Source organism: Saccharopolyspora sp. NPDC050389 (assembly GCF_040655595.1).
In the GTDB taxonomy this organism is placed as follows: Bacteria; Actinomycetota; Actinomycetes; order Mycobacteriales; family Pseudonocardiaceae; genus Saccharopolyspora.
In genome coordinates this window covers 1-1408 of sequence record NZ_JBFAKG010000226.1, presented here as the reverse complement: position 1 = coordinate 1408, position 1408 = coordinate 1, and the positions used below count along the sequence as shown (strand labels likewise).

At 67.3% G+C, this 1408-nt stretch carries 1 protein-coding gene; it reads left to right on the top strand.

The window, feature by feature from the left end; genetic code table 11:
• Positions 1 to 57: 57 nt before the first annotated feature.
• Positions 58 to 1293, top strand: coding sequence for an IS701 family transposase (locus AB0I53_RS49575; protein ID WP_358618213.1), 1236 nt, complete (start codon positions 58 to 60; stop codon positions 1291 to 1293).
• Positions 1294 to 1408 lie beyond the last annotated feature (115 nt).

The window sequence follows — 1408 nt, the reverse complement described above, 5'->3', positions numbered from 1 at the left end:
CTAGTAGTACTTCGTTAAGTCTTGATCTTGTGGGTGGGCGTGGGTGATGATCTCGGTGTGGATCTTGGTGCGGTGGAGCGTGTTCGGGGTGAGTTGGCCGAGTTCGTGGGCGAGGTGTTTGCCTCGGTGTCGCGGAAGGATCAGCGCCGGCAAGGTGACTGCTATCTGCGGGGGTTGATGCTGGATGGTCCGCGGAAGTCGATCCAGCCGATGGCCGAGCGGTTGCCGGACGGGAACATGCAGGCCCTGCAGCAGTTTGTGAATCAGTCGCCGTGGGACCACGAGCCGGTGTTGCGCACGATCGCGGCCAAGATGACCGAGGCGATCGGCCCGCAGGCGTGGGTGGTCGATGATGTGTCGTTTCCCAAGTCCGGTGATCAGTCGGTGGCGGTGGCGCGGCAGTACTGCGGCGCGCTGGGTAAGCAGGCCAACTGCCAGGTCGGGGTGAGCGTGCACGGGGTCACCGATGCGGCGTCGTGTCCACTGTCGTGGCGCCTGTTCGTGCCCAAGGGATGGGGCGATCGGGAAGATCCACGCCGGGCTCGCACCGGGATGCCCGAGGAGACCGGGCATGTCGAGAAGTGGCGGCTGGCTTTGGAGATCCTTGATGAACTGACCGAGCAGGGACTTGCGCCGCCGGTCGTGGTCGCCGATGCCGGCTACGGTCAGACCGCGGCGTTCCGGCACGGCCTGGCCGCGCGGGACATGGACTACGTGGTGGCCGTGCGGGGCGACGAGAACGCTCACCTGGCCACCGCCACGCCGGTCACGGCTGCCTACCAGGGGCGTGGTCGGCGCCCGGTGCCGCGCTACCGCGAACCGCCGGCCCCGTTCTCCGGCATCGCCACCGCCGAGGGCCGCGGCGCGTTCCGTCAGGTCACCTGGCGGCACGGCTCCCAAGGGCCGATGCGGTCGAGGTTCCGAGCGATCACGATCCGCCCCGCTGGCCGCGCCATGCGTGATCTCGTCCGCCGCGAGCACGGGGGACGCGACTGGGACGGCGTGTTGCCCACCGCGACTCTGCTCGTGGAATGGCCGCCCGGCGCCCCGGCGCCCACCGATTACTGGATCACCAACCTGCCCGCCGACACGCCGATCCGAAAACTGGTGCGCCTGGCCAAGATCCGCTGGCGGATCGAACACGACTACCGAGAACTCAAACACGGCCTCGGACTCGACCACTTCGAAGGCCGCACCTGGCGCGGCTGGCACCACCACGTCACCCTCGTCACCGCCGCCCACGCCTTCCTCACCCTCCGGCGACTGAACCCAAAAGCCCCCACGCCGGCCTGACCCTCTACCACACCCTGACACTGCTCCAAGGCGTCTTACTGTGCTGGACCGGCGTTTGCCCCACATGCCAACGAAAGCTCCCCAAACGAAGACCAACTTAACGAAGTACTACTAG